20 protein-coding genes are annotated in these 23,683 nt (G+C 49.3%); 18 read left to right on the top strand and 2 right to left on the bottom strand.

The window, feature by feature from the left end; all coding sequences use genetic code 11:
- The first annotated feature begins 55 nt into the window (after positions 1–55).
- The 4 genes from OCV96_RS06150 (at position 56) to OCV96_RS06135 (ending at position 4,167) form a co-directional block, all read left to right on the top strand.
- Positions 56–604 (top strand): ANTAR domain-containing response regulator, encoded by a 549-nt coding sequence (locus OCV96_RS06150; protein WP_022312869.1) that lies wholly within the window; start codon positions 56–58, stop codon positions 602–604.
- An 84-nt stretch (positions 605–688) separates the two neighbouring features.
- Positions 689–1,576, top strand: coding sequence for a diaminopimelate epimerase (gene dapF / locus OCV96_RS06145; RefSeq protein WP_118537393.1), 888 nt, complete (start codon positions 689–691; stop codon positions 1,574–1,576).
- A 216-nt stretch (positions 1,577–1,792) separates the two neighbouring features.
- On the top strand, positions 1,793–3,013 hold the full coding sequence (locus OCV96_RS06140; RefSeq protein WP_262593827.1) for an LL-diaminopimelate aminotransferase: 1,221 nt from the start codon (positions 1,793–1,795) through the stop codon (positions 3,011–3,013).
- Positions 3,014–3,051: 38 nt separating this feature from the next.
- Positions 3,052–4,167 (top strand): DUF6056 family protein, encoded by a 1,116-nt coding sequence (locus tag OCV96_RS06135; RefSeq protein ID WP_118537392.1) that lies wholly within the window; start codon positions 3,052–3,054, stop codon positions 4,165–4,167.
- A 76-nt stretch (positions 4,168–4,243) separates the two neighbouring features.
- On the opposite strand, the gene OCV96_RS06130 is transcribed toward OCV96_RS06135, so the two are convergent.
- Positions 4,244–5,092 (bottom strand): helix-turn-helix domain-containing protein, encoded by an 849-nt coding sequence (locus OCV96_RS06130; RefSeq protein WP_262593826.1) that lies wholly within the window; start codon positions 5,090–5,092, stop codon positions 4,244–4,246.
- Positions 5,093–5,401: 309 nt separating this feature from the next.
- On the opposite strand from OCV96_RS06130, the gene gnpA reads away from it, so the two are divergent.
- From gnpA to gatB, 14 genes are all read left to right on the top strand, one after another.
- Positions 5,402–7,561 carry a 1,3-beta-galactosyl-N-acetylhexosamine phosphorylase gene (gene gnpA, locus OCV96_RS06125; RefSeq protein ID WP_262593825.1) on the top strand — a complete coding sequence of 720 codons (2,160 nt, stop codon included), beginning with the start codon at positions 5,402–5,404 and terminating at the stop codon, positions 7,559–7,561.
- Positions 7,562–7,631: 70 nt separating this feature from the next.
- Positions 7,632–8,987, top strand: coding sequence for an ABC transporter substrate-binding protein (locus tag OCV96_RS06120; RefSeq protein ID WP_262593824.1), 1,356 nt, complete (start codon positions 7,632–7,634; stop codon positions 8,985–8,987).
- Between the two features lie 73 nt (positions 8,988–9,060).
- Positions 9,061–9,939, top strand: a complete 879-nt coding sequence (locus tag OCV96_RS06115) for a carbohydrate ABC transporter permease (protein WP_117464603.1) — start codon at positions 9,061–9,063, stop codon at positions 9,937–9,939.
- A gap of 70 nt (positions 9,940–10,009) precedes the next feature.
- Complete coding sequence (locus OCV96_RS06110; RefSeq protein WP_117464792.1) at positions 10,010–10,738, top strand: carbohydrate ABC transporter permease; 729 nt, start codon at positions 10,010–10,012, stop codon at positions 10,736–10,738.
- Complete coding sequence (locus OCV96_RS06105) at positions 10,738–11,211, top strand: hypothetical protein (RefSeq protein ID WP_227064135.1); 474 nt, start codon at positions 10,738–10,740, stop codon at positions 11,209–11,211. Before OCV96_RS06110 ends, OCV96_RS06105 begins: the two co-directional genes overlap by 1 nt.
- Positions 11,162–12,451: a right-handed parallel beta-helix repeat-containing protein gene (locus tag OCV96_RS06100; protein WP_262593821.1), complete on the top strand. Its 1,290-nt coding sequence runs from the start codon at positions 11,162–11,164 to the stop codon at positions 12,449–12,451. The genes OCV96_RS06105 and OCV96_RS06100 overlap by 50 nt, the downstream gene beginning before the upstream one ends.
- A gap of 193 nt (positions 12,452–12,644) precedes the next feature.
- Positions 12,645–13,640, top strand: a complete 996-nt coding sequence (locus OCV96_RS06095) for an ABC transporter ATP-binding protein (protein WP_262593820.1) — start codon at positions 12,645–12,647, stop codon at positions 13,638–13,640.
- Complete coding sequence (locus tag OCV96_RS06090) at positions 13,615–14,493, top strand: ABC transporter permease (RefSeq protein ID WP_262593819.1); 879 nt, start codon at positions 13,615–13,617, stop codon at positions 14,491–14,493. The genes OCV96_RS06095 and OCV96_RS06090 overlap by 26 nt, the downstream gene beginning before the upstream one ends.
- Positions 14,494–14,496: 3 nt before the next feature.
- Positions 14,497–15,297 carry an ABC transporter permease gene (locus OCV96_RS06085; protein ID WP_118502243.1) on the top strand — a complete coding sequence of 267 codons (801 nt, stop codon included), beginning with the start codon at positions 14,497–14,499 and terminating at the stop codon, positions 15,295–15,297.
- 94 nt (positions 15,298–15,391) lie between these two features.
- On the top strand, positions 15,392–16,441 hold the full coding sequence (locus tag OCV96_RS06080; RefSeq protein WP_118668983.1) for a polyamine ABC transporter substrate-binding protein: 1,050 nt from the start codon (positions 15,392–15,394) through the stop codon (positions 16,439–16,441).
- 585 nt (positions 16,442–17,026) lie between these two features.
- Positions 17,027–18,763 (top strand): aspartate--tRNA ligase, encoded by a 1,737-nt coding sequence (aspS, locus tag OCV96_RS06075; RefSeq protein ID WP_227733004.1) that lies wholly within the window; start codon positions 17,027–17,029, stop codon positions 18,761–18,763.
- 33 nt (positions 18,764–18,796) lie between these two features.
- Positions 18,797–19,090, top strand: a complete 294-nt coding sequence (gatC, locus tag OCV96_RS06070) for an Asp-tRNA(Asn)/Glu-tRNA(Gln) amidotransferase subunit GatC (RefSeq protein ID WP_227733008.1) — start codon at positions 18,797–18,799, stop codon at positions 19,088–19,090.
- 114 nt (positions 19,091–19,204) lie between these two features.
- Positions 19,205–20,641 carry an Asp-tRNA(Asn)/Glu-tRNA(Gln) amidotransferase subunit GatA gene (gene gatA, locus OCV96_RS06065; RefSeq protein ID WP_227733005.1) on the top strand — a complete coding sequence of 479 codons (1,437 nt, stop codon included), beginning with the start codon at positions 19,205–19,207 and terminating at the stop codon, positions 20,639–20,641.
- 138 nt (positions 20,642–20,779) lie between these two features.
- A complete protein-coding gene (gatB, locus tag OCV96_RS06060; RefSeq protein ID WP_262593817.1) occupies positions 20,780–22,225 on the top strand; it encodes an Asp-tRNA(Asn)/Glu-tRNA(Gln) amidotransferase subunit GatB in 1,446 nt (481 codons plus the stop codon).
- A 462-nt stretch (positions 22,226–22,687) separates the two neighbouring features.
- Here gatB and OCV96_RS06055 read toward each other — a convergent pair whose 3' ends face one another.
- Positions 22,688–23,449 (bottom strand): hypothetical protein, encoded by a 762-nt coding sequence (locus tag OCV96_RS06055; protein ID WP_262593815.1) that lies wholly within the window; start codon positions 23,447–23,449, stop codon positions 22,688–22,690.
- Positions 23,450–23,683 lie beyond the last annotated feature (234 nt).

Raw genomic sequence — 23,683 nt, 5'->3', positions numbered from 1 at the left:
GAGTCCTTTCTTTTGTAGGATGATATAAAAAACACAGAAGAAAGGAGGTGGGCCGATGACGAACATTATTGTCGTACTGCCGAAGCTGGAGGAAGCCAAAGGCGTCAAGAATATTCTGGTGCGCAGTGGCTTTCAGGTCACGGGTATCTGTACCACAGGCACTCAGGCTATCAGTCAGGCGGACGGTCTGAACGACGGTATTGTGATCTGCAGCTACAAGCTGGCGGACATGATATACACAGAACTACATGAAGATCTGCCGGAAGGTTTCGAGATGCTGCTGATGGCATCCCAGAATCTGATCAGTGAATGCTATGGCAATGGCATTGTATGTCTTTCCATGCCGTTAAAGGTACAGGACCTGATCAATACCGTGAACCTGATGGTGGAAGGTGTGGAACGCCGCAGAAGAAAACGCCGTATGCAGCCGAAAGTGCGGAATGCAGCGGATGAAAAAGCAATCAAGGATGCCAAGGAATTACTGATGGCACGAAATCATATGACGGAAGAAGAAGCCCACCGCTACCTTCAGAAGACCAGTATGGACAGTGGTACCAATCTGGTGGAGACGGCACAGATGGTATTGTCCATGATGACGGAGTAAGCAGGACGGCCCGGAAATGCTTACAGGGATCCGGGCGTTACAGACAGGATATGTGAAAGAGAACAACAGGAGGAACAGCAATCCATGAAATTTACAAAAATGCAGGGCTGCGGCAACGATTATGTATATGTCAACGGCTTTACGGAGAAGCTTTCACCGGAAGAGAAGCCGGAGATCGTAAGAAGCTTAAGTGACAGACATTTCGGAATCGGCGGCGACGGTGTGATCTTTATCAATCCGGCGGAAGAAGCGGATTTTGAGATGGAAATGTACAATGCGGACGGCAGCCGTTCGGAGATGTGCGGCAACGGCATCCGCTGCGTGGCAAAATATGTCTACGACAAGGGACTGACGGACAAGAAGGACATTACCATCGTCAGCGCCGGAAAAATAAAATATCTGAAACTCACCGTGGAGGGAAAGACCGCCACGGACAGAGGACAGGTGACGCTGGTACAGGTGAACATGGGAAATCCCATCCTTGCTCCGGCAGAGGTGCCGGTAACAGTGGAAGCCACACAGGAGACGGCAGACGGACCGGCGGTAGTGAATGCTCCCATCATGGTAGACGACACGGAATACCACATGACATGTGTATCCATGGGCAATCCCCATGCCATCGTATTTATGGAAGGGGTAAAGGATCTTGACATTGAGAAGATCGGCCCGAAGTTTGAGCATCATACCTGTTTTCCTAACCGGACCAATACCGAATTCGTAGAGATTCTGGATCGGAAAAATGTGTTTATGCGCGTCTGGGAGAGAGGCACCGGGGAGACCCTTGCCTGTGGTACCGGATGTTGCGCCACGGCGGTGGCTTGTGTACTAAATGGTTTGACGGACGAGGAAATAACTGTTAAACTATTAGGCGGTGAACTGCACATCAAATGGGACCGCAAGGAGAATCTGGTCTACATGACCGGTCCTGCGAAGATCGTATTTGAAGGTGAAGTGGACCCGTACTCCATCTGATAGAATAAACGCCTCCATAGTAACACAGATTGACTGCTTGCAGGCAAAGATGTGTTGCTATGAGAGGAGTAAACGAACATAAGTAAGTAGGGCGATCAGCCCGGATTACGAATGTTCGTTGCAATTTTGAGAGCACGTAGTGCGGAAAAATTGCTTATTTACGACAACAAGGTGACAGCAATACTGCACCAGGGATAATAGAGAGGAGAACGTACTATGTTTAAAGTAAACGACAACTATTTAAAACTTCCCGGAAGCTATTTATTTTCCACCATCGGCAAAAAGGTAAGTGCGTATTCCGCAGCACACCCGGACAAGAAGATCATCCGTCTGGGCATCGGTGACGTGACACAGCCTTTGGCACCCGCTATCATTGATGCGCTGCACGGTGCAGTGGATGAGATGGGAAAAGCGGAGACTTTTCATGGTTACGCTCCCGACCTTGGTTATGAATTCCTGCGCAATGCCATTGCAGAGAATGATTATAAGGCAAGAGGCTGTGACATTGCACCGGACGAGATCTTTGTATCGGACGGAGCAAAATGTGACTGCGGCAATATTCAGGAGATATTCAGTCTGGACAACAAGATTGCAGTATGTGACCCCGTTTACCCCGTATACGTAGATTCTAATGTTATGGCGGGCAGAACCGGCACTTACGATCCGAAGTCCGAGACCTGGAGTGATGTGATCTATATGCCCTGTCTGGCAGAGAACGGTTTTGCACCGGAGCTGCCGAAGGAGACCCCGGATCTGATCTATCTGTGCTTCCCCAATAATCCTACCGGTGCCACCATTACCAAGGCGCAGTTGCAGGAGTGGGTGGACTATGCCAATAAGGTAGGCGCTGTCATTCTCTATGATGCGGCATACGAAGCATATATTTCCGAACCGGATGTGCCTCACAGTATCTATGAATGTGAAGGAGCCAGAACCTGTGCCATCGAGTTCCGTTCCTTCTCCAAGAATGCCGGCTTTACCGGAGTGCGTCTGGGCTTTACCGTGATCCCCAAGGATTTAAAGAGAGGGGATGTGAGCCTCCATGCACTGTGGGCAAGAAGACACGGCACCAAATACAATGGAGCACCCTATATCGTACAGCGCGCCGGTGAGGCAGTATACTCTGCAGCAGGCAAGGCACAGCTGAAGGAGCAGGTTGCTTATTACATGAACAACGCACAGTATATCCTGAAGGGCTTGCAGGAAGCGGGCTTCACGGTATCCGGCGGTGTGAACGCTCCCTATATCTGGCTGAAAGCGCCTAACGGCATGACCAGCTGGGAGTTCTTCGATTACCTTCTGGAGAATGTCAACGTGGTGGGTACGCCCGGATCCGGTTTCGGACCCAGCGGAGAGCATTATTTCCGTCTGACGGCTTTCGGAAGCTATGAGAATACCGTGGAGGCAGTGGATCGTCTGAAGAAGATTCAGTTATAGGCAGCCGTTCTTTGCCATAAGAGGAATGGAGCAGATATATGCAGGAAAAGCAGAAAAAAGCAATCCGGTGGATCAGCCCGGTACTGATCGCATTGACAGCACTGATCGTGTGGCGCGTCAACTATGAGATCGAATTTATGATGGATGATGAGTGGTATTCGACGGTATTGTATGCGGATACACCGATCCGGAATCTCAGTGACATTATCCGTGCGCAGATCTGGCATTATTTCAACTGGGGCGGCAGAAGCATGGCGCATGCACTGCTGCAGCTGATCCTGCTGGCCGGAGAACACTGGGCGGATATCCTGAATACAGGAATGACACTGCTGTTGGGATGGCTGGCCTGCATGATAGCAGACAGACGTAAGCTCCCGTACTGGTTTGCAGCGTTGGGGATGATCCTGGGGCTGAATGCCAACTGGAAAATGAGTATGTTCTGGGAAGCCGGAGCAGCGAATTATCTGTATATGGCGGGTTTTCTGCTGGCATTTTTGTTCTGTTACCTGAAATATGAGGAGAAAAATCTGCCGGGGATCGTCATCTGGATCCTTCCACTGGGACTGATCGCAGGCTGGAGCAATGAGAATATGGGGCCTGCGGTATGGCTCCTGAGTCTTCTGGTGATCCTGTTAAGACACAGAGAGCACAAAAAAGCTCCGGTGTGGATGTATCTGGGAAACATCAGCTGCCTGGCGGGAACTATTCTGATGATCGCTGCACCGGGCAATTTTGTCCGCAGCGGGGAGACGGGGGAAGAAGCCTACAGCCTGCTGTGGAGAATGTATCTGCGCTGCTACGCAGAAGCGAAGGGAGTTATGGAGTATCTGTTCCCTGCCCTGCTGCTTACGGTATTTGCACTGATCGTCTGCAAAGGCATTCTGAAAGAAAACCTGGGCAGAAATACAGTGCTGTTATTGCTGGGGGCACTGTTGTCCTGGGGTGCCATGATCCTGTCCCCACACTATCCGGATCGGGCGGCTTTCGGAACGATGGTTTTGTTGATTTGTGCGATTTTATCCATGGCAGGGAAAATCGCAGACAGGCAGAAAGAAAATGTCTGGATGTTCTATGGCTGTGCCGTGCTGATATGGCTGCGGGGGATGTATTTTCTGGTGGAATATCTGGGATTATGCTGGGGCTGGATCAAATAAGTGAATAAATGTCCATTATAAAAGACCTCACTGCCGGCGCATCTGCCGACTGTGAGGTCTTTTATGAGTGTACACATTATTTTCTGGCATACCGTCTCCGGTACTGGCGCGGTGTCATGCCGGTCTTTTTGCGGAAGATCTGTGAGAAATAAGACTGCGAAGAAAACCCGACACTGGTGGCTACCTGCGCTACCGACAGATTGGAGGATACCAGAAGCTCCTTACAGGCTTCCAGTCTCCGGTCTGTCAGGTAATTGATCGGAGACTGTCCGACACATTCGGTAAAGGAGTGTGCCAGATAGAATTTGTTGATATGCGTGATCTCCGCCAGGGAATCCAAAGTAATGTTCTGGGAATAATTGGAGTCGATATAGCGTTTCGCCAGAGCACATTCCTTGGATAATTGGAAGGAGGAGTCGGAGATGACAGACAGGTTCTGCTTCCGGGAAATATATACCAGGAGCACCTGAAGCAGTCCGTGACATACCTGTTCAAAACCGGGAAGCTTGTCGCGGAATTCCTGCATCATCAGCTGGGCAAAGTTGATGAACTGTTTTTTATCAGATCCGTAGCTGTAGAAGCTGTAGCCCTTCGGGTTGTCCTGCCCTGCACCGGAAAAGGAAAATGCGAGCCCTTCCACACCGAATACGATATATTCCATGGGATCGTTGGGAAGGGTTTTCTCCGTGTGCTCTACATAAGGGTTGATGATGACCAGATCGTCCGTCTTCACAGGCACCTTTTCATTCTCTATATAGAAGGCTCCCTCACCCCGCAGGACATAGAACAGTTCTGAAAAGTGATGGGTATGCGGAAGGGACTGCCAGTCACCTTCGTATTTGGAGATGGAGATGTAACGCAGCTGGAAATGTTCCGGAGAACTGTTTGCGTTTGCAGAATCAATATTGATAAATTCATTACTCATAACTAGACACCTTCTTTATCTTATTTTATTGTGCACTTTTTCAAGTCTATCGTATTTTTTTATATTGAATATATAAAAAGAACAACATTTCACAAAAACATTCGTAAAAAAGACGAAAAAATAAAAATATGTATGATCTGGATAAGCATATTATACATAATCATTTCAAAAAATCCACCATTTTAGTAACAAAATAGCAATAAACATAATAAAACAAGCAACAAAGAAATTGATATCAGGTCCGGAAGTCGATATACTTTAATCATCAGCTGCAAGATAGTACAAAAGCGATGGGGAGGAAAACATGCGATGACAGGAAGACTGACGCTGCCGACCGATGCAGACATCATTGACGAAACAATACGGTTAAAAAATCTTCTGGGCGCAGACGCGTTAAGAGACTGTGACGGAACCGAAATGCCGGAAGCACTTTTGTCAGAGCCGGTGAAGAAATATGCAACTTATTATACCACGCGAAAGGATAATGCGTGGGCAATGAAGCATCCGGAGGAGATCCAGCAGGAATACCTGATCAGCAACCGCATCACCGCTAGAGGGAAAACACTCCGCATCCGACTGATGGAAGGCTTCCATACGGAGCAGCTTAAGGTCAACACGCTGGACGATCCGAAGCGTTGGTGGGAAGTGATCGACAGAACGACCGGTGAAGTGGTGCCGACGGATGCATGGGAATTTGATGAGGCATCCGGTGAAGTGGAGATCCGTACGATCCCCTATCATGAGTATACGGTAAGCTTTCTGGCATTTTTGATCTGGGATCCGGTACACATGTACAATTTCATCACGAATGACTGGAAGGATACACCGCATCAGCTCACTTACGATGTGAGACAGCCCAAGACCAGACAGTATGTGAAAGACAAGCTGAGAAAATGGTGTGAAGACAATCCTCATATCGATGTGGTCCGCTTCACTACCTTTTTCCATCAGTTTACACTGACCTTCGATGACAAGAAGCGGGAAAAATTTGTAGAGTGGTTTGGATACAGCGCAAGTGTGAGCCCCTATATCCTGGAACAGTTTGAAAAATGGGCAGGTTACAAATTCCGCCCGGAGTACATTGTGGATCAGGGATATCACAACAGCATGTTCCGCGTTCCCAGCAAACAGTTCCTGGATTTCATAGAGTTCCAGCAGATCGAGGTATGTGCGCTGGCGAAGGAGCTGGTAGACATTGTACATTCTTATGGCAAGGAAGCTATGATGTTCCTCGGAGATCATTGGATCGGAACAGAGCCCTACGGTAAATATTTCGCAGGCATCGGACTGGATGCAGTGGTAGGCTCTGTCGGAAGCGGTGTGACACTCCGCATGATCTCTGATATCAAGGGAGTGGATTATACCGAAGGACGGCTGTTACCTTACTTTTTCCCGGATGTGTTCTGCGAGGGCGGTGACCCGATCGGAGAGGCAAGGGATAACTGGAGAAAAGCAAGACGTGCATTACTCAGGTCTCCTCTGGACAGGATCGGATACGGAGGTTATCTGAAGCTGGCAAGTAATTGGCCCGGTTTCATTGAGGAAATCCAGAATGTAGTAACACAGTTTCGGGAGATCCATGAAAATATGCAGGGGACAGCTTCCTATGTGGCACCCTTCAAGGTGGCGATCCTGAACTGCTGGGGCAGTCAGAGAAGGTGGATGTCCAATCAGGTACATCATGCGATCTGGCACAGGGAAACTTATTCCGCAGAGGGAGTACTGGAATGCTTAAGCGGAATGCCTTTTGAGGTCGAGTTCATTTCCTTTGATGATGTCAGGAACGGCATCCCTGAGGAAATCAAGGTCATCATTAATGTCGGGGATGCGTACACAGCATTCAGCGGCGCGGAGAACTGGATCGACGAAAAGGTCCTGACCAATATCAGACGCTTTGTGGATCAGGGAGGTGGCTTCATCGGTGTGGGTGAGCCTACCGCTTATCAGTATCAGGGAAGATATTTCCAATTGTCCGATGTGCTCGGTGTAGACCGCGAGATGTGCTTCTCTCTCAGTACAGACAAATATAATGAGAAAAATGACGATCACTTTATCTTAGAGGATATTGAAGGAGCCTTGGATTTCGGAGAGGGCACCAGCCGCGTCTATGCGCAGGGCGGACATTATCAGATCCTTGCGATGGATGGGGAATACAGCCAGCTGGTAGTCAATGAATATGGCAGAGGACACAGCGTATATTTTGCAGGTCTTCCGTATTCTCCCCAGAACTGCAGGCTTCTGCTTCGGGCAATCTATTATGCAGCCGGCATGGAGCAGGAGATGAAGCGTTACTATGTAACGAATGTGGATACCGAAGTAACGGTATTCCAGAAGACCGGCAAGATCGCAGTGATCAACAACTCTGCACAGGCACAGCACACAGAGCTGTATATCAAAGGAAAATGTGCGTATGTGCTGGATCTGAAGCCCGGCGAAATGCGTTGGGTGGACGATATGGAAGACAGGTAACTTATGGAAAGCAAAAAGCATTTCATATTTTATAAGGTAGTACTTTACAAGTATAAGGAGGTTATTTAAGATGAAAAAGAAAGTATTAAGCGTGCTTTTAGCAGCGGCAATGACCGTGTCCATGCTGACCGGCTGTGGCAGCAAGCCTGCCGGCAATGATGCGCAGAGCGCAGCACCCAGCGAGGCATCCAAGGAAACAGAGGCAGCAGCAGAAACGACTGCTTCCGCAGAAGACGAGACACTGACCGTATGGTGCTGGGATCCTAACTTCAATGTCTATGCAATGAAGCAGGCAGAGAAGGCATATCAGGTGGATCATCCCAACTTCAAGTTAGACATTCAGGAGAAGGTATATAGCGATATCGAGACTGCTCTGATCACAGCGGCTGAAGCTGGTGATTACAGCACTTTACCTGATATCTTCCTGATGCAGGATTATTCCTTCCACAAAAATGCAACCAATTATCCCGGAATCTTCACAGCACTGGATGACTGCGGAATTGATTTCTCCCAGTTCTCTATGGGTAAGCTGGCTGACTCCACTGTAGATGGAACACATTATGGTATTCCTTTTGATAATGGTGCTACCATCATGGCGATCCGTTCCGATATGGTAGAAGCAGCAGGCCTTAAGGTAGAAGATTTCAAGGATACCACATGGTCTGAGTTCATGGAGCTGTCTAAGAAGGTAATGGCTGCGAATGATGTTCCTATGCTGACCTGCTCCGGCGGTTCTGAGATCGTGATCGAAATGTTACAGTCTGCAGGTGCTTCCCCCATGGTAGATGGCAAAGTATCCCTGGTAGACAACAAAGCGCTGAAGAAAGCGATCGAGACCTACAAGCAGCTGATCGATGAAGGAATCATGGCTGATTATACCGACTGGGATCAGTATATCGCTTCCATGAACAAGGGTACCGCTGCAGGCGTTATCCAGGGCTGCTGGATCATGTCCTCCATTCAGGCAGCAGATGACCAGGCAGGCAAATGGGCAATCGTAAACATGCCTAAGTTAGATGATGTAGAAGGCGCAACCAACTACGCTAACTGCGGAGGCGCCAGCTGGGCAGTATCTTCTAACTGCAAAAATACCGATCTGGCATTTGATTTCCTGAACGCTACCTTTGGTGCGGATGTAGATTTATACGATGATCTGCTGGTAAATGCAGGAGCAATCGCAAGTTACCTGCCCGCAGCACAGTCTGAGACCTATAATGAGGGCAATGAGTTCTACGGCGGTCAGGCAGTGTACAAGGATATCGTAGAGTTCGCCGGACATGTTCCCGGAATTGACTACGGTGCATACTACTCTGACATCAGAAGCGCACTGACAGATGCGATCACCAACGTTGTACAGAAGAACGCTGATATCGATACAGAGATCAAGAACGCTCAGGATACCGTAGAGTTTAATATCGCCGAATAATCACCAGAGTATGGAAACTGGATAGTACCGGGGGTGCAGCAGTGCGTTCCCGGTACTGTTGTAGGAGAGAAACATGGAAAAGAAGAAAGCAAAATTAAGTTTGGAAAAAAAGCATAATCTGACCGGATGGGCATTCCTGCTCCCGGCATCGATTTTAATATTTGTATTTTGTTTCTATCCGATGTCACAGGCCATCCTTCTTTCCTTCCGGAAGACAGGAGGAGTCTTTAATGGTGCAGCGAATTATGCCAGGATCCTCAAGGATAAGACATTCCAGCAATGCTTGTTCAATACCTTCTTTTATTTTGTGATTCAGGTACCGATCATGCTTGTGCTGGCACTGATGCTGGCGCAGCTGCTGAATAATCCTAAGATAAAAGGAAAAGGTATTTTCCGCACTTTAATCTTCCTTCCGTGTGCAACGTCACTGGTATCTTATTCCATGATATTTAAGTCATTGTTTGCTCCGGATGGAGTGGTCAACAGAGTGCTGATGGCCATCGGACTGTCTTCTGTGGACTGGTTCCAGAGTACATGGCCGGCGCGATGGGTCATTGTGATCGCACTGATCTGGAGATGGACCGGATATAATATGGTATTCTATCTGGCAGGATTGCAGAATATCGATTATTCTGTATATGAGGCAAGCTATATCGACGGAGCGACACCGTTCCAGCAGTTCATGAAGATCACGATACCGTTGTTAAAGCCGACCATTCTGATGACGGCGATCATGTCTACTTCGGGAACACTGCAGCTGTTCGATGAGTCTATGAACCTGACGGCAGGCGGTCCCGGAAAATCTACAATGACATTGGCGCATTACATTTACAATATCTCCTTTGTGGAGACACCGAAATTTAATTATGCGGCAGCGTTGTCTGTATGCATACTTGTGATGGTAGCGGTTCTGTCTGCAATTCAGATGAAGGTGGGTGACAAACGTGACTAAATTCAAACAAATAATTTCCTACACGATCTTAGTGATAGCAAGTTTTCTGTCGGCATTTCCACTGTATTATATGCTGTGCGGTGCGACTAACCAGAGTATTGATGTGGTAAGAGGACGGCTGATCCCGGGTACCTATCTGATCGAGAATTTCAAGACCCTGGTCGACATGCAGAATCTGGGACTTGCGATGTTTAACTCCTTCCGCAATGCGATCGTGATCACGGTTGTGACACTGCTGATCTGTTCCATTGCCGGTTATGGATTTGAGATCTATCATGATAAGGGCAAGGATATTCTGATGAGTATTCTGCTGCTGGCAATGATGCTTCCGTTCGTAGCGATCATGATCCCCCTGTTCAAGATGTTTACCTCCTGGAAGCTGGTAAATACCTGGATCGCACTGGCACTGCCATCCATCTCAACTCCGTTTATGATCATGCTTTTCCGGCAGGCGGCACGTTCTTTCCCTCATGATATTATCGAGGCTGCCAGACTGGAAGGTCTGAGCGAAATACAGATTTTCTTCCGGATGTTCATTCCGGTGATGAAATCTACCTATGGAGCGGCGATGACGGTTACATTTATGAATGCGTGGAACAATTATCTGTGGCCAACGATCATTTTACAGGACAGCAAGGCGATCACCATGCCGATGTTAGTAGCCAATCTGAAGAGTGGATACAGTGTGGATTATGGTATGCTGATGCTGGGAGTATTGATCTGTACACTTCCTACAGCGATCATCTTCCTGTGTTTACAGAAGAGCTTTGCAAATGGAATTACGGGAGCAGTGAAATAATGCAACAGAAAATGCCAAAACAGGAAACTATGACACAGGCGCATATCAGGAAGGCTCAGGGAGCCTTCCTTTTGGCGCATAGAATGGGCCTGATCGAGGATCCCACCATGGAGGGTCTGGAGACCCGACGACAGAAGCACAATGAAGAGCTGCGGAGAATGGAACAGGAAGGACAGCGGTTCTACGGACCGCATTATTTTTCCGCACCGGCGTATCTGCAATATGAGCTGACCCGCCTGAAGCTGGATTTTGTGCAGCCGTGTGAGAAGGTCCGGGAAGGTGGCTTCTGCCCGGATTTCACGGAGCAGGAGAAACGGGATTTTTACGAACAGAACAGAGATCTGTTCGGACGCTATCATGGGGATTATTTTACCTATGAGGAGGTGTCACAGATCATTGAGAAACGGTTACGGGAGGATGCATATGACAAGCTTATCTGCGACATATTATGTGAGTCAGAGAACAGGCAGTGATGAAAATGACGGACGCACATGCAGTACGGCGTTTGCCAGTCTGTCTGCTGTCAATCGAAGACACCTGCAGCCGGGCGACCGTGTCCTGCTGGAGCGGGGCAGTGTATTTAACGGACAATATCTGCATGTGACAGACAGCGGTACGAAAGAGGCACCGATCGTGATCGGAGCATACGGCACAGCAGATGCACCGCCGCGGATCGATGCCTGCGGACAGGGGATCTGGTATCAGGATTATGGGACTCCGCTGGATTCGCCTACGCATGTGTATCACGGCTATGTATCTTCCGCAGTGCTTTTGTACGATGCGGAGCATATTGTGGTCGAGGATCTGGAGATCACGAATGAAGGTAGCATGATCCCGGGAGAGCGTTATAGTCTGGGTGAGAAAATGAACCGTACCGGTGTGGCTGTGGTGGCTAAGGACAAAGGGGTGCGGGGCGGCATCACACTTAGGAATCTGTGGATCCATGATGTCCATGGGAATGTCTACGATAAACACATGAACAACGGTGGGATCTATATGACAGCGCTCCGTCCGGAATGTGAGGAGCTGACGGGTGTGGCACGGTATCGGGATGTCGTTATAGAAGGCTGCTTCGTGCACCGGGTCAGCCGCTGGGGCATTGCAGCAGGCTATACCTATGCCCATGATAAGTTCCGGGGAGCAGAACTCGATGAAGGGGTTTTTCTGAAATATGGGCATGAAAATATGCAGATACGGAATAATTATGTAAAAGAGGCCGGTGGGGATGGGATCACGCCGATGTATGCCCTGCGTCCTCTGGTGGAGCATAATATGGCAGACTCTGTGGCCTGCGAGATCAATGACCGGATCTATTGCGAGCCGGGCGACCGGATGGGAAAAGTGGCAGCCGGGATCTGGCCCTGGAAATGCAAGGATGCCCTGTTTCGTTATAATGAAGTCACGGACACCAGACTCAATCAGGACGGCATGGCATATGATGCGGATTCCGGGGACGGAACGGTGTATGAATCCAATTACAGCAGGCAGAATGAAGGCGGCTGTGTGATGTTCTGTCTGCAGGAGGCGATCCATAATACCTTCCGCGATAATATCAGCTATGATGATCTCGGTGGTACGATCAGCCCGTCAGAGAATCCGGATGCCCTGCTTCAGGATAATGTATACTATGTGCGCAGGGGTGTTCCCTTTGTACGTAAAAATATGGACGGAGGCAGCTTTACACAGGTGAATGACCGGGTTGTTGAGCTGTAAAATATGGTGCTGAGCCCAGGATGAAAACCTGTGGCTTGGCATTTTTTTAATGCCTGATATTCTGGCGGCTCTGAAGCCCGCAGCCTGTTTCTATCGTTTTTATCGCCTGGGGATAAAGGATTGACTGAGATAAAAAAATACGGTAGAATCTGTATCAAAAATGATATACGAAAATGAGGAAAGGAGCCGGTGCATGGGCGAAAGTATATTACAACTGCGGCAGATCCGGAAATCATTTGACAATACAGAAGTATTAAAAGGCATCGATCTGGAGGTGGCACAGGGAGAATTTATTACCCTGTTGGGAGCTTCCGGCTGCGGCAAGACCACGACGCTGCGTATTATTGCGGGGTTGGAACTGCCGGATGCCGGACAGGTGATCCTGGAAGGACAGGACATTACGAACCGTGAGCCGAACAAACGGGATGTCAATACGGTGTTCCAGAATTATGCCCTGTTTCCGCATATGAATGTGTCGGACAACGTAGGATATGGATTGAAGATCCGAAAAGTTCCCAAGGCAGAGATTGCAGAGAGAGTGGAGCAGGCCCTTCGTCTGGTACAGCTGGAAGGGTATGGAAAACGGATGCCGGATCAGCTGTCCGGTGGACAGAAGCAGCGTATTGCCATTGCCAGAGCGGTGATCAATGAGCCGAAAGTATTGCTGTTAGATGAACCGCTGGGAGCACTGGATCTGAAGCTGCGCAGGCAGATGCAGCTGGAACTGAAACGTCTGCAGAAGCAGCTGGGGATCACGTTTATTTACATCACTCACGATCAGGAAGAAGCCATCAATATGTCGGACCGCATCGGTGTCATGCACGAAGGCATCCTGGAACAGCTGGGGACGCCCAATGAGGTGTACTATCAGCCGCAGACCAGCTATGTGGCGGATTTTGTGGGAAATGCGAATATTCTGCATAAAAATGGGGAGACTTTTGCCATCCGCTCGGAAAACATTCTGATGAACGGGGAGGCAGTCTGCACACAGGAGGCTGTCGTGGTGGAAAAAAGCTTTGCCGGAGGGCAGCTGCGCATTCTGTTTGGCCTGCCGGACGGACAGACTATAACCGCCAGCCGCTATGGAATCGACAATGACTTACAGCCGGGACAGAAGGTGCAGATCGGCTGGGATGCGAAAGACGCAGTAAAGGTAATAGATAATGACAAAGACGAAAATCACAAGTAACAGCCGCAGGAGAAGCGGGAATGTCGGACTGATGATCCCTATGTATGTGTTCACGATTCTGTTCGTGGCTCTGCCGATCCTGTATCTGTTTCTGTTAAGCTTTTTACAGAGAGCACAGGTCTGGGGTGTGGACTTTACGTTCACGCTGGACAATTACAAAAGAATATTGGAACCGCTGTATCTGGATACTTTCTGGCAGTCGTTGAAGCTGGCGTTTACCGCCACCTTTTTCGTGGCGCTGATCGGATATCCGTACGGCTATTTCATGGCAAAAATGAACGCTGTCTGGAAGCGCAGGATGCTGTTGCTCATTATGATCCCTTTCTGGACCAGTGCGCTGATCCGCCTGTACGGCTGGATTATTGTCTTTCGCAGCAATGGTGTACTGGATAAGATCCTGATGGGGCTGCACCTGACGAAGCAGCCGTTAAAGCTGCTTTACACTTATCCGGCGGTGGTAGTGGGAATGGTTTATTCGCTACTGCCTTTTATGATCCTGGCGGTGTATTCCAGTGCGGAGAAGCTGGATGCCTCTCTGGTGGAAGCCTCCAGAGATCTGGGAGCCTCGGCGTGGAAAGCCTTCTGGACCGTCAGCTTCCGGCTGACGCTGCCGGGACTTTTGTCCGGCGTGGTGCTGTCCTTTATTCCGTCCATGGGACTGTTTTTCATAGCGGATATCCTGGGCGGCAATAAGATCGTGCTGGTGGGCAGTGTGATTCAGGAACAGATCACCAAGGGACGGAATCAGCCCTTTGCGGCGGCGCTGTCCGCAGTACTGATGGTGCTGACTTCGGTGATGATTCGTCTGTACCGCAAGATCACCGGAACCTCACAGCTGGAAGGGATGATGTAGCGTATGAAAAAGAAAAAATGGCCCTTTGTATATGTGGCGGTGATCACAGTGCTGACCTATATTCCAATCCTGCTGACGGTGGCGTATTCCTTTAATGCTTCCAAACTGACCTCTGTGTGGGAAGGCTTTTCCCTGAAATGGTACCGGGAGTTGTTCCGGGACAGAGATCTGGGGGAAGCACTGATCAACAGCCTGATCCTTGCGGTACTTAGCTGTGCCTTTGCGGTGTTGATCGGCACTTCGGGAGCACTGGGGATGAGCCGCAGAAAACGGAAACTGGACGATGCAGTGGCCTATGTGTCCACACTCCCCATCATGATCCCGGAGATCATTCTGGGCATGGTATTTTTGTCCGTATTTTCCCTGATGGGACTGCCCTTTGGTATGGTCACGCTGGTGATCGCCCATACCACGTTCTGTGTGCCCTATGTGTTCACTATGGTGCGGGCGAGACTGGTGGGAATGGACCGGTCGCTGGAAGAGGCGGCACTGGATCTGGGAGCCACAAAATGGCAGGTATTCCGGGATGTGATATTGCCGCAGATCCTGCCGGCGATCCTGTCGGGAGTGCTGCTTGCATTTGCCATGTCCTTCGATGATGTGGTGATCAGTATTTTCGTCACCGGACCGAAGGTCAACACCCTGCCGGTGAAGATCTATACGAAATTAAAGACCGGCGTGACCCCGGAGATCAATGCACTTGCAACAGTGATGCTGTTTGTGATATTGTTGTGTCTGGCGGGAGCGTATGTGCTGGGACGTAAGTCGCAGACAGCTGTAGAGAAAGCTGCCGGGGGAAAATGAGGAAAGAACGATTCCGCAAATGCAATTGCGGATAAATAACAACATAAAAATGCATAGCAGATGATGCAGGAGAACTGTATCGAAGGAGGAGATTATGAAGAAAAAGCTGGCAATGCTGTTGGCAGCGACCATGCTGGCCACGTTGTTTACCGGCTGTGGAGCAGGCGGGAAAGAAGATAAGGGAGAACTGAATCTCTATACCTGGGACGGCATGTTCCCCCAGGAGATTTTAGATGGTTTTGAAAAAGAGACCGGTATCCGTATCAATTATTCCAACTTTGATTATGATGAAGACATGCTGGCGAAGCTGGAAGAAACCAAGGGCGGTGATTACGATCTGGTCATTGCGGATGACTATATCATTGAGCTGGCCATTCAGGAGGGCCTGGCTCAGAAGCTGGATACTTCCAGGATCAGTACTTATGATAACCTGAATCCTGTATTTATGTCTCAGTTCTATGACCCGAAGAACGAATATACCGTGCCCTACGGAGCGGGCATACCTCTGATCGTATACGATCCGGGACTGACGGATGTGAAGATCACAGGCTATGAGGATCTGTGGAATCCGGCACTGGAAAATAACGTGGCACTGACGGCAAACTATCGTGTTATCGACGGCATCACCTTAAAGACCATGGGAGAATCCTTTAACACCGAGGATCTGGATGTGATCCGGGCAGCAGGAGAGAAGCTTCTGAGTCTGGCTCCCAATATCCGTGTGATCAATGACAATAATACGCAGGATTATCTGATCAGCGGTGAGGTGGCAGCAGCGTTCCTGTATACTTCCCAGGTATCTGCGGCACTGCAGGCGAGACCGGATCTGGAAGTGGTATATCCCAAGGAGGGACTGGGCTTCGGCATCATGGCCGGATTTATACCTTCCCAGGCACCCAATGCAGATGCGGCTTATGCATTTTTGGACTATATCAACGATCCTGAGAATGCGGCGAAATGCTATGAGTATATCGGCTACTACTGCACCAACAAAGCTGCGGAAGAGTATATTTCCGACGACATGAAGAAAATGATCGTATTGCCGGAAGATGCAGCGGAGGGCGAGATCGTGCAGAATATCTCCCAGGAGGCAGAGGATCTGCATGCGGAGATCTGGAATCAGTTCAAGAGTGCATGCAACTAAAGTTGCAGCAACTAAAGTTGCAGCAACTAATCTTCCGTTCAGCCCGCGCCATTCGCAAAGTCGCGTTGACACGCTTTCCATCACTTCGTGACTACCTTTGCTCATAAACCGGCGCTCATCTCATGAACATATTCGTTCGAAAAATCATTCAAGCATGATTTTTGCGCTCGGATATGTCCATGGCTGAACTGTTACAATAAAAAACGCTTGACAGATTTGATTTGTGCGAATATTATAAATCTAAGTTGAAAAACTATTTTGTAAATGCTATGAAAGAGACTCTTGCCAAGGGAAACGACAGGAATACAGCGTCACCGACTGAGAGCGCTGTTTGCGGAAGCTGGCGAAGGGAACACTCCGGAGCAGGTGATCTGAACTGCAGAATATCACATGCAGCTAGGATGACACGTTGCACGCGTTAAGTGACAAGAGTGGATAGGCAAAGGCGCCTGTCAATTCGGGTGGTACCACGGATTAGATGATTCGTCCCGGGATATGTTTTAACATGTCCCGGGGCTTTTTGTATTCAAAAATAAGCTGTACAGGGAGCGCACATTCGGGACACTATATAACAGGAGGTGCGATATGTACAGAGATTTAACAATGAAAGAGATCAGTGAACAGCAGATCGGACAGACTTTGCAGGTGGCAGGCTGGGTGGAGAACATCCGTGACCACGGCGGCGTATCCTTTATCGATCTGCGGGATATGTACGGTGTATTACAGGTGGTCATCCGTAAGCCGGAGCTTTTAAAGGGCATCACCAAGGAAATGTGCCTGTCCATAACCGGTCTCATGGAGCACAGAGACGAAGAAACCTACAACCCGAAGATTCCTTCCGGCACCATCGAACTGGAAGCACACAAGATCGATGTGTTGGGAAGAGTATATAAACAGCTTCCTTTCGAGATCCAGACGTCTAAAGAGATCCGGGAAGATGTGAGATTAAAATATCGTTATCTTGACCTTAGAAATGCAAAAGTAAAGGACAACATTGTATTTCGTTCCAAGGTGATCAGTTATCTGCGTCAGAAGATGACGGACATGGGATTTTTGGAGATCCAGACCCCGATCCTGTGTGCTTCTTCTCCCGAGGGCGCCAGAGACTATATTGTTCCCAGTAGAAAATTTAAAGGAAAATTCTATGCGCTGCCCCAGGCACCGCAGCAATATAAGCAGCTGCTCATGGCTTCCGGTTTTGATAAATATTTCCAGATTGCCCCCTGCTTCCGCGACGAGGATGCCAGAGCAGACAGATCTCCCGGAGAGTTCTATCAGCTGGATTTCGAGATGAGCTTCGTGACTCAGGAGGATGTCTTCAAGGTAGGCGAGGAAGTATTGCATGATACCTTTGTAAAGTTTGCTCCCGAAGGCAGCAGGATCACTGAGACACCGTTCCCTATCATCAGTTACAAACAGGCCATGCTGGAGTTCGGCTGTGACAAGCCGGATCTGCGCAATCCTTTGAGAATTATGGATGTGACGGAGTTCTTCCAGAGATGTACGTTTAAGCCGTTTATCGGCAGAACCGTCCGTGCCATCAAGGTACATGCGGAGATGTCCAAAGGCTTCCATGAGAAGCTGCTAAGCTTTGCAACTTCTCTTGGTATGGGTGGACTTGGTTATCTCGAAGTGGCAGAGGATATGAGCTACAAGGGACCCATCGATAAATTTATTCCCGAAGAGATGAAGGGAGAACTGGCAGAAATGGCAGGACTTTCTGCCGGAGATACCATCTTCTTTATTGCGGACAAAGAGGATAAGGCGAACTACTATGCCGGTCATATCCGTACTGAGCTGGGCGAGAAGCTGGATCTGATCGAGAAGAATGCTTACCGTTTCTGCTATGTGAACGATTTCCCGATGTTTGAGCTGGATCCCGAGACGAAGCAGATCGGATTCACCCACAATCCGTTCTCTATGCCCCAGGGCGGTCTGGAAGCACTGAACACCATGGATCCGCTGGAGATCCTGGCTTATCAGTACGACATCGTATGCAACGGTGTGGAACTCTCCTCCGGCGCAGTACGTAACCATGACATCGAGATCATGAAAAAAGCTTTCGCCATCGCAGGTTATGACGAAGAGACATTAAAGACCAAGTTTGGAGCACTGTATCAGGCGTTCCAGTTCGGAGCACCCCCTCATGCGGGAATGGCTCCCGGCGTGGATCGTATGATCATGCTGCTTCGGAACGAGGATAACATCCGTGAGGTGATCGCTTTCCCTATGAACGGCAATGCACAGGATCTGATGTGCGGGGCTCCCGGCGAAGTGACGGAACAGCAGCTGCGTGAGGTACACATTAAAGTGAGAGATTAGTGCGGAAAGAACAGGAAAGGAATGGAAATTAGTATGGCGAACGTGATCAGTGACGAGACCATAGAATATGTAGGCATTCTGGCAAAACTTGAGCTTTCTGATGAAGAGAAGGAAGCGGCGAAAAAGGATATGGGCAGAATGCTGGATTATATCGACAAATTGAGTGAACTGGATACAACGGGAGTGGAACCTATGTCTCATGTATTCCCGGTTCAGAATGTCTTCCGTGAGGATGTGGTGACCAATGGGGATGAGAGTGAACAGACCCTGGCCAATGCACCCGGTGAGAAGGACAACATGTTTGTGGTACCAAGGACTTTTGACTAATGTCAAAAGACTTGGACCTTCGATTAGAAATCGAGTAGAATACCGCTTTATAATCTGGTTACAGCATTTAGGCGGTAATGGTTTTCCGTCAGACATTAAAAAAGGAGAATGGATATGGATATTTTATCCCTGACAGCAGTAGAGCTGGCTAAGGCAATCCGGGAAGGTAAGACTACGTCGGTGGAAGCCACGCAGGCCGTTCTGGATAAGATCGCAGCCAGCGAAGATACCTACCACTGCTATGTGACCGTAGAACGGGAAAAGGCATTGCAGCAGGCAGCGGGAGTACAGAAAAAAATCGAAGCGGGCGAACTGACCGGGCCTCTGGCCGGGGTTCCCTTTGCTATCAAAGACAATATGTGCACCGAGGGAACCCTGACTACCTGCTCTTCTAAAATCTTAGAGAATTTTGTGCCGACCTTCAGTGCGGAAGCAGTGCTGAATCTGGAAAAGGCAGGCGCAGTGATTCTGGGCAAGACCAATATGGATGAGTTTGCCATGGGCAGCACCACGGAGACTTCTTATTACGGAGTGACAAAGAATCCCAGAAACCCGGAGCATGTGCCCGGCGGTTCCTCCGGCGGCTCTGCAGCGGCAGTGGCAGCGGAAGAATGTTTTGCAGCACTGGGTTCCGATACCGGCGGTTCCATTCGACAGCCCGCATCTTATTGCGGAGTCGTCGGCATGAAACCCACCTACGGAACGGTATCCCGTTACGGACTGATTGCTTATGGTTCTTCTCTGGACCAGATCGGACCGCTGACGAAGGACGTGACGGACTGTGCCACCGTACTGGAGGCCATCACCTCCCATGACCCTAAGGACTCCACTTCCATGAAGCGGGAGAACACAGATTTCACCTCTGCGCTGGTAGCGGATGTGAAAGGAATGAAGATCGGTATTCCCAGAGACTATTTCGGGGAAGGACTGGATCCCGAGGTCAGGGATGCGGTACTGGCAGCAGCGGAAGTGTTGAAAGCGCAGGGGGCAGAAGTGGAGGAGTTCGACTTAAGTCTGGTAGACTATGCGATCCCCACTTATTATACGATCGCGGCTGCAGAGGCAAGTTCCAATCTCGAGCGTTTCGACGGTGTAAAATACGGTTACCGTGCACAGGATGCGGAGGACCTGCACACCATGTACAAGAGAAGTCGTTCGCAGGGCTTTGGACCCGAGGTGAAGCGTCGTATCATGCTGGGCTCCTTTGTATTAAGCTCCGGTTATTATGATGCTTATTACCTGAAGGCACTCCGTGTGAAAGCATTGATCAAGAAGGCTTTTGACGAAGCTTTTGCAAAATACGATGTGATCTTAGGACCGGTGGCACCCACTACCGCACCGAAGCTGGGCAGCAGTCTGGCGGATCCCATCAAGATGTATTTGGGAGACATCTACACCATCTCCATCAACCTGGCGGGACTGCCCGGTATCAGCGTTCCCTGCGGTACGGATTCCCAAGGCCTGCCTATCGGCATGCAGCTGATCGGTGACTGCTTCAAAGAGAAGACACTGATCCGTGCAGCATATACCTATGAGCAGAGCGTGAAGTAGAACAACGGAAATATATACACATATGCATAGAAGCAATGCAGATACGGAAAGGTATTTAGCCCTTATCGCAGAATCAAATTTGAAATTTGATTTGCGATTCCTTCGATGAAAGGAAACGTCTGCGGAATGGAGATTACTATGGCAAAACAATATGAAACCGTCATTGGTCTGGAAGTTCATGTAGAGCTTGCCACGAAGACGAAAATATTCTGCGGCTGTTCCACAGCGTTCGGTGGCAGACCCAATACCCACACCTGTCCGGTATGTACCGGTATGCCGGGCTCTCTTCCTGTGCTGAACAAACAGGTGGTGGAATATGCGGTGGCAGTAGGACTTGCGACGAATTGTACCATCACACAGTATTGCAAATTTGATAGAAAAAATTATTTCTATCCCGATAACCCTCAAAACTATCAGATCTCCCAGTTGTATCTGCCCATCTGCAGGAATGGCTCGGTTGAAATCGAGGTAGCGGGAGAGAACGGCAACGCTTACACGAAGCCGGTGCGTATCCACGAGATCCACATGGAGGAGGATGCCGGTAAACTGGTGCATGACGACTGGGAAGATTGCACACTGGTGGACTACAACCGTTCCGGTGTGCCTCTGATCGAGATCGTATCCGAGCCGGATATGCGCAGCGCGGAGGAGGTCATTGCCTATTTGGAAAAATTACGTCTGCTGATCCAGTATCTGGGAGCGTCCGACTGTAAGCTTCAGGAAGGCTCCATGCGTGCCGATGTCAATCTGTCCGTGAGAGAAGTGGGAGCGGAAAAGTTCGGAACCCGTACCGAGATGAAGAACCTGAATTCCTTCAAGGCCATCGCCAGAGCCATTCAGGGGGAGCGGGAGCGACAGATCGATCTGCTGGAGGCCGGCAAAGAGGTCATTCAGGAGACCAGACGCTGGGATGATAATAAGGAATATTCCTATGCGATGCGTTCCAAGGAGGATGCGCAGGATTATCGTTATTTTCCGGATCCCGACCTGGTACCGGTCTATATCAGCGATGAGTGGCTGGATAGCATCCGCAGCAGACAGCCGGAATTCCGCACCGAGAAGATGAAGCGTTACAAGGAAGAATACGATATTCCGGAATATGATATCGATATCATCACCGGCTCCAAGCATCTGGCAGATATCTTTGAAGCTTCCGTGGCACTGGGAAGCCAGCCCAAGAAGGTGTCCAACTGGCTGATGGTGGAGACTATGCGCCTGTTAAAAGAAAAAGAGATGGAGCCAGAGGACATCCGGTTCTCCCCGGAGCATCTGAGCAGGCTGATCGCTCTGGTGGATGGCAAAGTGATCAATTCCTCCGTGGCGAAGGAAGTTTTCCAGGTGATGTTTGAGGAAGATGTAGATCCCGAACAGTATGTGGAGGAGAAGGGACTGAAGACCGTCAATGACGAAAGTGCATTGCGTAAAGTCGTGGAGGAAGTCATTGCCGCTAATTCCCAGTCTGTCGAGGATTACCACAACGGCAAGGAGAAAGCCATCGGCTTCCTGGTAGGCCAGACCATGAAGGCCATGAAAGGCAAGGCAGACCCCGCCAGCGTCAACCAGATGCTGAAGGAACTGCTGTAACTGGAAAGTTAGTGAAATACATTGGCAAAATCCACGAACTCCCGGAGCATGCGATACACATGTCTCGATGTAAGGTCTCCGGATGTGAATTTTCTACGAAAAGTGATGAGTAGTTCTCGTCATGACGGGGCCGCCTACAGTCGACATCCATGTCGACAATCGGCTGACGCGGACATCGTGTCCGCTTTCCCCCTGCCTTTCAGCACTTTTCTAGAAAATATCAACATCCTCCGACAAACATCTTCGACATGGCACCGCATACGCCGGGAGTTCTGCGTTTTGGAAAGTTTAAAAAAAACAGTAGCCCCGGCTGGGTATAAGAATAAGCAGTGCCGTAAGCAGACGTCGGTACTTAGCGGTCGTACTGTGACCGCTTATGTACCGCTACGCTCTGCGACAGAGCGCGAGCGTGCCGCGTTTCTTATACCCTGCCAAGGGCTACGGGGATATTTCGCTAACTTTCTATTTATTCAACAGATACTCCGCCAGATCCACCGCGGTCTGCACATGTTCCGCATTGGCATAGATGCCCATGACGATGCCGTCACCACGGAAGTAATAAGTATCAGTCAGATCCTTGCAGTCTGTGAGGCAGATGCCTACCGGTACGGGATCCTGCATGTCCTCCGGGTGGAGGGGATCGGGATAGTCTGGGGTATAATCGGTATTCATATCATCGTTGGCTGCTTCGATGGCCAGTACCACTTCTCTGTCTACGTAATAGAAATAAGGCTCCAGTGCCTGTACCTGCTCTTCAGTAAGAATATCCCGCAGATCATGAAACATGCTGCTGTTGGCATATTTCTGGAAAGAAGTGAAATCTGTGATCATACAGTCCAATTCATTGGCTGCCACATACACCATCAGCTTCTGGGAAGAAGTGATAGAAGTTTCATCCATGCTGTCTTCCACGATACGGATGGAAGTATCAAAAGTGATATCGCTGGTGTTCAGATCAATGCCCTCTTTTTCTGCAAAATCCGTAACAAAATCCGGCTGTTCCGAGGTCATCTGATCTAAGAGGCTGGCATTCAGCATTACGGCATAAAAAGCGGGATCCTTCCGGTCTGTAAGCTGTTTTACAAAACTGACGATCATAATGATCACCACCAGGGCAATGATCACATGCCACTTGTAATAATACCAGAAATACGCCAGTTTCTGCTTTGGCGTACCGTTTTTCAATGCCTCTCGTTCTTCTTTGAATTCATCCATTACTGCCATGGGGAGATCCGCCTTTCTGTTGCCGAAATATGGCAGAACGCCACATTCCGGGTAACTTTCTTCGCAATATACTAATGATAAAGGTTCGCTATCTGAAAGTCAATGAACGAAGTGTGAGGGGAATCTAAAAAAACAATTAAATCGATGGGAAAATCCGGGCATGCCTTGCAAGTTTTGTGAGGATGATATATCATAATAGAAAACGATTGTCAGGAGAAAACAGAATCCGGACAG

The organism is Waltera acetigignens, assembly GCF_025567015.1.
GTDB lineage: Bacteria > Bacillota > Clostridia > Lachnospirales > Lachnospiraceae > Acetatifactor > Acetatifactor acetigignens.
The sequence above is the reverse complement of the archived record's forward strand: the minus strand, read 5'-3'. Positions and strand labels throughout refer to the sequence as shown.